Annotated in this window: 10 protein-coding genes; 6 read left to right on the forward strand and 4 right to left on the reverse strand. The window is 59.4% G+C overall.

Going from position 1 to position 7,821, the window contains the following annotated elements:
- Positions 1-24: 24 nt before the first annotated feature.
- Positions 25-663 (forward strand): hypothetical protein, encoded by a 639-nt coding sequence (locus tag ABIT76_09120; protein MEO7933304.1) that lies wholly within the window; start codon positions 25-27, stop codon positions 661-663.
- Positions 664-702: 39 nt separating this feature from the next.
- On the opposite strand, the gene ABIT76_09125 is transcribed toward ABIT76_09120, so the two are convergent.
- The 4 genes from ABIT76_09125 to ABIT76_09140 all read right to left on the reverse strand — a co-directional run bounded on the left by ABIT76_09125 (position 703) and on the right by ABIT76_09140 (position 3,325).
- A complete protein-coding gene (locus ABIT76_09125; protein ID MEO7933305.1) occupies positions 703-885 on the reverse strand; it encodes a hypothetical protein in 183 nt (60 codons plus the stop codon).
- A 25-nt stretch (positions 886-910) separates the two neighbouring features.
- The gene (locus tag ABIT76_09130) at positions 911-1,372 is read right to left on the reverse strand and encodes a dihydrofolate reductase (protein MEO7933306.1); all 462 of its coding nucleotides are present in this window, start codon (positions 1,370-1,372) and stop codon (positions 911-913) included.
- Positions 1,373-1,434: 62 nt separating this feature from the next.
- The gene (locus ABIT76_09135; protein MEO7933307.1) at positions 1,435-2,229 is read right to left on the reverse strand and encodes a thymidylate synthase; all 795 of its coding nucleotides are present in this window, start codon (positions 2,227-2,229) and stop codon (positions 1,435-1,437) included.
- 4 nt (positions 2,230-2,233) lie between these two features.
- Positions 2,234-3,325 (reverse strand): Gfo/Idh/MocA family oxidoreductase, encoded by a 1,092-nt coding sequence (locus ABIT76_09140; protein ID MEO7933308.1) that lies wholly within the window; start codon positions 3,323-3,325, stop codon positions 2,234-2,236.
- Positions 3,326-3,424: 99 nt separating this feature from the next.
- On the opposite strand from ABIT76_09140, the gene folE2 reads away from it, so the two are divergent.
- The 5 genes from folE2 to chrA form a co-directional block, all read left to right on the forward strand.
- Positions 3,425-4,222, forward strand: a complete 798-nt coding sequence (gene folE2, locus ABIT76_09145) for a GTP cyclohydrolase FolE2 (GenBank protein ID MEO7933309.1) — start codon at positions 3,425-3,427, stop codon at positions 4,220-4,222.
- Between the two features lie 3 nt (positions 4,223-4,225).
- On the forward strand, positions 4,226-4,981 hold the full coding sequence (locus ABIT76_09150; GenBank protein ID MEO7933310.1) for a hypothetical protein: 756 nt from the start codon (positions 4,226-4,228) through the stop codon (positions 4,979-4,981).
- A gap of 71 nt (positions 4,982-5,052) precedes the next feature.
- Positions 5,053-5,778 (forward strand): autotransporter-associated beta strand repeat-containing protein, encoded by a 726-nt coding sequence (locus tag ABIT76_09155; GenBank protein ID MEO7933311.1) that lies wholly within the window; start codon positions 5,053-5,055, stop codon positions 5,776-5,778.
- Positions 5,779-5,884: 106 nt separating this feature from the next.
- On the forward strand, positions 5,885-6,631 hold the full coding sequence (locus ABIT76_09160) for a PRC-barrel domain-containing protein (protein ID MEO7933312.1): 747 nt from the start codon (positions 5,885-5,887) through the stop codon (positions 6,629-6,631).
- Positions 6,632-6,766: 135 nt separating this feature from the next.
- The coding region (gene chrA, locus ABIT76_09165) for a chromate efflux transporter (GenBank protein MEO7933313.1) at positions 6,767-7,821 on the forward strand (1,055 nt) is incomplete at its 3' end.

Genomic DNA, 7,821 nt, shown 5'->3' on the forward strand with positions numbered 1-7,821 from the left:
TCGCTCCGTGGCAGGTTCACCGTTATGGACAAGCATCTCTGGCTCGAGCTCATTGGCTATGCGGCATCGGGCATTATCGCGGTGTCGTTGATGATGAGTTCCATCCTGCGCCTGCGCCTGATCAACTCGGCGGGCGCACTGATTTTTCTGATTTATGGACTTCTCATCGGGGCTTATCCGGTGGCGGTGTTGAATGGGATCATCGTGGTGGTGAACGCGTTTTACCTTTGGAAAATCTTCCATACGCGCGAATATTTTAAGCTGCTCGTCCTGCATCCCGAGTCGCAATACCTGCCGTATTTCCTGAACTTCTATCGTGAGGAAATCCGACGGGTCGTGCCGGATTTCACCTATCAACCGCACGCGAATCAGCTCGCACTCTTCATTCTGCGGGACGCGGCGCCGGTGGGGGTATTCATGGCCGACGTGGAATCGGGCGGGGTGTTGCGGGTGTTGCTCGATTTTGTGATTCCGCAATATCGCAGCTTGAAGATGGGGCGTTTCCTCTTTGTGGAGCAGGCGGATTTCTTCCGGGAACGCGGGGTGCGGGAAATCATCATTGCCCCGCAAACTGTGGAGTTTGGCGATTATCTGGCCAGAGTGGGGTTCGAATCGGCCCCGCACGGATTATCGTTCACCTTCCGCTACGCGAATACGCCGTAACTCGACGGCGTTTCTCTGGTCGAAGGCCCACGCTGAAGTTTACGGCGGAGAAAGCGGGGCGAGGGGAGGCTTGACGACGTAGCCCTCGGCAACGACGTGGTCGCCTTCTTTGATCGTGCGGCGCGTGAGGCAGCCGCTGGTGCAGAGGGCGATGAGAACGAGGAGGAGAAGGGCGATGCGGGTCATGGCATTCTCTATTCGCGGGCCGGGGGCGCTCAGCATGTAAGGCAAAATGCCTCAGAACCTTCTACCGTGAATAATGCAGGATCTGGAATTTCTCGGTTTCCCGAATGATCGAGACTTGGGGGAAATCGTGCTCGAAGGGGGGCATGAAGGTGTCGCCCTCGGCTTCGGTGGGGAGTTGGGTGACGTAGAGGCTGGCGCAGCGGGGGAGCATCTGCGCGTAGATTTCGCTGCCGCCAACGATGTAAACGGGGGTGTCGATGGTGGCGGGATCGAAGGCGGCGAGGTCGGGGATCATTTCCACACCGGCGATCTCGGCGGTGCGGGAGACGACGAAGGTGCGGCGGCCGGGCAGGGGGCGTCCGATGGAGTCGTAGGTTTTGCGGCCCATGAGGAGGGCGGCGCCCATGGTGCGTTCTTTGAACCAGCGCAGGTCTTCGGGCAGATGCCAGGGGATGGTGCCGTTGGCACCGATGACGCGGTTGCGCGACATGGCGACGATGGCGGAGAGGTTGGGCGCGATCACGGCGGGGCGGGAGTTAGACGACAATGGGAGCCTTGATTTTAGACGGCGATAGGCGCCATGGTTTAGACGGCGATAGGCGCCTTGATCGCCGGATGCGGGTCGTAGTTTTCCAAGGTGAAATCCTCGTAGCGAAAGGCGAAAATATCTTTTACAGCGGAGTTCAATCGCATTCTGGGCAGCGAACGCGGCTCGCGGGAAAGCTGCTCGTGGACTTGGTCGAGGTGGTTCCGATAAATATGCAAGTCGCCGAAGGTGTGGACGAACGTCCCGGGCTCCAGATCGGTGACTTGGGCGACCATCATCAGGAGCAGGGCGTAACTCGCGATGTTGAAGGGCACGCCGAGAAACAAATCCGCGCTGCGCTGGTAGAGCTGGCAGTGGAGTTTGCCCTCGAGCACGACGAATTGAAAAAGCGCGTGACACGGCGGGAGCGCCATCTGGCCGACCTCGCCGGGATTCCATGCGGAAACGATGAGGCGGCGGCTGTCGGGGTTGCGGCGGATTTGCTCGACGACGTTGGCGATCTGGTCGATGTGGCGTCCGTCGGCGGTGATCCAGTCGCGCCATTGGGCTCCGTAAACGCGACCGAGATCGCCGTTTGCGTCGGCCCATTCGTCCCAGATCGTGACCTTGTTTTCCTGCAAGTAACGGACATTGGTGCTGCCTTGGAGAAACCAAAGCAACTCGTGAATGATCGAGCGCAGGTGGACTTTTTTCGTGGTCAGGAGCGGGAATCCATCCGCCAGGTCGAAGCGGGCTTGGGCACCGAAAACGCACAAGGTGCCCGTGCCGGTGCGATCTTCCTTGGGCGTGCCGGTCTCAAGGACGAGCCGGAGTAAATCGTGGTAGGCCTTCATAACTTTAGGCTGGCACCGCCGGTCCCACGGGCAGGGCGGCGCTGAGGTCCACATGGCGGAGTTCCACCTCGCGTCCGATGCGTGCGCTTTCGTAGATCGCGTCGAGGATGCGCATGATTTCCACGCCTTCGCTCGCTCCGCAGTCGGGCTCGAAATCCTCCCAGATCGATCTCAGGAAATGTGACTGCGCCGTCTCGCTGGTCTCGGGATATTTCAGCGGCACGGTCTTCACCATTGCGCCGTTTTGCTCGTTGAAAATGCAGACGCTGGTGTCGCGATAGTCGTAAGTCACGCTGGAGAGGCCGCCTTTCGTGCCGCTCATTTCGAGATACGTTTTCTCGCGCTCCTCGAAGTTCAGCGCCCAGCTCACCTCCAGAACCATGCTCGATCCGTCGTCGAATCGAATCAAAGCCGAGGCCAGATCTTCCACGTCGAATTCCTTTTTTTGCTCCTTCGCCAGCGCCTGCCCGATGTGGGCAAACGTGCTCGCGGAAACCGTCACCACCTTGGGATTGCCGATCAGCCAGCGCGCCAGATCGAGCATATGGACGCCAAGATCGATCAAGGGACCGCCACCGCTCATTTTCTTCTGCCCAAACCACCCGCCGAAGCGTGGCATCCCCCGCATTCGCCGCCAGCCGGCGCTCGCGTAATAGACCGTGCCGAGGGTGCCGCTCTTGATCACGTTGCGGAAAAACTGATGCTCCGGACGAAAGCGCTGGTTGAAATGAATCATGAACTTCTTCCCCGACGCGCGCACTTTATCCCGCATCAACTCGGCCTCGGCGGTGTTCATCGCCATCGGCTTCTCGCACATCACATGCAGACCGCGATCCAGCGAGGCGAGCGTCATTTCCTTATGCAAAAAATTTGGCACCGCCAGCGACAAGGCGTCGATGTCGGCCTTCTCGATGAATTCCTCGAAAGTCGTGAACCGCTGCGGGATGGAAAACTCATTGCCGACCTGCTCGAGCAGAGTCGCATTCTGATCGCAGATCGCCTGGCAGACGCAATTCTCCACCTTTTTGTAGTTCAGCAGATGCGCGCGGCCCATTCCGAGGCCGACCACGCCGATCTTGAGAGGTTTGTCTGACATGCGGCGATCACGATGTCGAAGAGTCGGGCGAGAGACAAGTCTGCGGGCTGAATAATTCCGTCCCTTGTCTTTTTCCGCAGAGTCCCTTTCAATCAAAGGATGGACCCGCAGCCGCTGCTCATCGACACGCAAAACCAGCCCGATCATCGCAAGATCGCGATCGACCGCGTCGGCATTACGAATTTGCGTTACCCGTTGCAGATTCGCGACCGCGGCCACAGCCTGCAAAGCACCGTCGCCACCTGCGCGCTCACCGTCGATCTGCCGCACCAGTTCAAGGGCACCCACATGAGCCGGTTCGTCCAGGTGCTCAACGCCCACGGACCCGTCCTGCACGTCGAAAACATTCACGAAATTCTCCAGACCCTCGTTGCCCGGCTGCACTCGGAAAAGGCCCACGTCGAGTTTGTCTTCCCGTATTTCATTGAAAAGAAAGCCCCTGTCACCGCCGCGCCCGGTCTGATGGATTACGAGGTGAAATTCAACGCCAACTACGAAAATGGCCGGATCGACTTCGTGGTCACCGTCATCGTTCTCGTCACCACACTTTGCCCGTGCTCCAAGGCGATCTCGGCCCATGGCGCGCACAATCAGCGGGGGAAAGTGACCTTCGCCGTCCGCTCCAAACACCCGATCTGGATCGAGGACCTCATCTCGCTGGTCGAGGCGTGCGCCAGCAGCGAACTTTACAGCGTGCTCAAGCGTCCCGACGAAAAAGCCGTTACCGAACGCGCCTACGACAACCCGGTTTTCGTCGAAGACCTCGTTCGCAACATCGCCGCCCGCGCCAACCTCGACCCGAACATCACCTGGTATCGAGTCGAGGCCGAGAACTACGAATCCATCCACAGCCACAACGCCTACGCGCTGATCGAGAAGCCGCAGATGGCAATGTAACTCGTGTCTCGTTTCGCAAAAGTTTCCCTCGGCGTAGGGATCGTCGCCTTCTGGGCGGTGATGACTGGCTGGCTCGTGCGCACGACTTGGAATGATGGCAACGCCCCGTTTTCCGACATGCCGCCGCTGCTCGTCTTCCGTCAGGTGCTGAAACACGAGGTCGCCTCCAGCCTCGGCATTTATCGCGGGCAAAAACGCATCGGCAGCGTCAACGTCACCCCTGTCCACAACCCGTCGGACTCCGTCAGCCTCGACGGCAATTTGGTCATCCCGCAGGACAGTGGCAAACCTGAGACCTACAGCTTTTCGCTGCGCTTCGACTTGGAGCACAATCAGCTTAAACCCGAGACGATCCAGCTTCGGCTCAGCCGCCGCCAGCCGCCGCTTAATGCGCTCATCGAAGTCCTGCTCGCCTCGCAAAAAGTCCGTTACAACATCCGCAACGGCGACCTCGACCTCGGCACCCAAGAACTGCCTCTCACCGGCGGCGGCCTCGCCATGCTCGCGCCAGCACTCGCCGGATTCCCGCCGATGCCGATGGAACCCGGCGCACTTTGGAAAACCATCGAGTGCCAGGCAAATCGCGCCAGCATCGTCATTCGCGGCGAGCGGATGGACGGCTATCGCATCAAACTTTCCGGCGCCGGCCTCACCGCCACCGCAACTTTGGGGCAACTCGGCGAGATATTCGTCCTCCGCACCAGCACCGAGTATCATCTGTTGGCTGACGGCCTCGATACGAAGAAATATCTCCCGTGAGTCGAGTGAAAGTGGAATCCAAGTCGCAAAAAAAGCATTGTCTGCCCACGATTATTTCACTAAAAAACTCCATGACCCCCAAGCTGCTCGGTGCATGTTTTCTTTTGGCCACCACCTTTAGCGTTTGCGCTGCCGGCCCCGATCTGGATCACGACGGCATCCCGAATCGCTTCGATCGCGACGTGGACAACGACGGCATCCCGAATCGTCTCGACCCGAATATCGACGGAGGTTTCTGCCGCAAAGGCCCATTGAGAGGCCACTACATCGGTGATCATCTGAAAAATAATTCCCGTCACGAGCACGACATGGACGGCGATGGCATTGTCAATTCCCGCGACCGCGACATGGATGGCGATGGCATTCGCAATGAGGATGACTCAGACGCCAATGACGATGGAGTGGATGACTCGCTGGAGAGCGGTGATTTAACAAAAAGCGGCGTAGGCACACTTACCTTAAGCGGAAATAACACTTACACAGGTGGAACGACCGTCAGCGCAGGAACGCTGACGCTGGCTGGATCGGGCTCCAGCTCAGGAGTCATCAATACTAACAGTTCAGTTACGGTTGGCAGCGTGACCACGTTGCTGTTGCCTCACGGCACCATCACGATCACCACCCCCATCACCTTCGAGATCACGACGGCGATAATTGCCAACGGCACCACCATTTCCATCCCTGAAGATTGGACTGCCCATGGCGGTGTCCTCGTTTACCAAGGCACCAGCTACACGACCAATGCCGACATCATCGCCGCGGGACTTCCGGTGACGTTTCGGCCTGCGACCAATTAGTTTACCTGCCCATCCCAGGGCCAGATTTGCACGGCCAGACGCATTGGGATAAACGAATAATCTTCGGGATCCAGTAGCGCTGACTTCCATTCGACTCTCCCCGAGTATGTTGCGAAACTTCCAGAACCTCCACGGCTGCTCACTGGCCGCCTCCGATGGCGAAATCGGCAAAGTGCAGGAAATCTACTTCGACGACCAGCATTGGAAGGTGCGTTACTTCGTTGTCACCACCGGCTCCTGGCTCACCGGTCGCGAAGTCCTCATCGCTCCGTCCGTCATCGAAGGCATCGACGAGACCCACCGCTCCCTCGCCGTCCACCTCAGCCAGGAGGAAGTCCGCCATTCGCCCCCGGTCGAAGCCGACAAACCCGTCTCCCGCCAATACGAGGAGCAGATGTATAAATACTATGGATGGGACCCTTACTGGAGCATCGCCGACAGCGGTATTGGCTTCGGAATATCGCCCATGGGTGTGGGCGCAGCCGCCTACCCGGAAAACATCACGCCTCCACCGCCGATCACCACGCATTTGCGCAGTAGCGACGAGCTCAAGGGCTATCGCATCCATGCCAACGACGGCGAACTGGGCAAAGTCGAGGACTTCATCATCGACGACAAAACCTGGCACATCCGTTACCTCGTCATTCGCCCCGGCCACTGGCCCACGCAGCGTCACGTCTTGCTCGCGCCGGAGTGGATCGAAGGCGTCTCCTACGAGGGAGCCGAAGTCGTGGTGAACCTGCCTTCCTCCCGCATCGAGGACGCCCCGGAATTTAACCTGCCGATCACCCGCGAATACGAGGATCGCCTGCACGCCCACTACGAGCGCCCGGCCTACTGGCTCCGAAGGTAAATCCGGGAAAACTGTCGGGGCAGAAGACGGTATCCGAGCCTCGAACGACAGCTGGAACCTAAAAGTCTCTCCGACTTTCGGATTCATATCCCGCTTCTCACCGAAACCCGTCCCGGGTTAATCTGTCGGCCAGTCATGCCAGACCCGCTCGAAACCCATCCGCCGCCCAGCTTCGGCGAGGCATTTCGCTTCTGGCTCAAGCTGGGTTTCATCAGCTTCGGCGGACCCACGGGTCAGATCGCCATCATGCACACCGAACTCGTCGAAAAACGGCGCTGGATCAGCGAGGCGCGATTCCTCCACGCGCTGAATTATTGCATGATCCTCCCCGGCCCCGAGGCGCAGCAACTCGCCATTTACATCGGCTGGCTGCTGCACCGGACTTGGGGTGGAATCGTGGCCGGCGCGCTCTTCGTGCTGCCCTCGGCCCTGCTGCTTTGGCTGCTCAGCGTCATTTATGTAATGCATGGCAGCGTCTGGTGGATCGCCGCCATTTTCCACGGACTCAAACCCGCCGTGCTCGCCATTGTCGCCGCCGCCGTTCTGCGCATCGGAAAAAAAGCGCTGAAAAACGAACTCATGTGGGCCATCGCCCTTCTCGCTTTCGTCGCGATCCATTTCTTTCGCGTGCCGTTTCCGTTCCTAATGCTCGCCGCCGCCGTGATCGGACTCCTCGGCAGCCGCTGGCAACGGGAGAAATTTCTCGTCGTTCCCGGACACGTCCAGCCAGACGCAATTCTGGATGAAAACCACACCCGGCCCTCACTCGCCCGCGCCCTGCGAGTGATCCTCGTCTGCGGACTCCTCTGGTGGGTGCCCGTTTTTCTGATTCGACTCTGGCTCGGCTCAGAGCACGCGCTGGCTCGCGAAGGAATCTTCTTTAGCCAGGCGGCGATGGTCACTTTCGGCGGCGCGTATGCCGTCCTGCCTTACGTCGCGCAGCAGGCGGTGGAGAATCATCAATGGCTCACCGCTCTTCAGATGCTCGACGGTCTGGGTCTCGCCGAGACCACGCCGGGGCCCCTCATCATGGTCCTGCAATTCGTCGGCTTCGTCGGCGCATGGAATCAACCCGGCACCCTGCCGCCGCTTGTCGCTGCGACCTTCGGCGCGTTGATCACCACCTGGGCCACGTTTGCCCCCTGCTTCCTCTGGATCTTTCTCGGCGCGCCCTACATCGAGCAGCTCCG

Source organism: Chthoniobacterales bacterium (assembly GCA_039930045.1).
GTDB lineage: Bacteria > Verrucomicrobiota > Verrucomicrobiia > Chthoniobacterales > DASVRZ01 > DASVRZ01.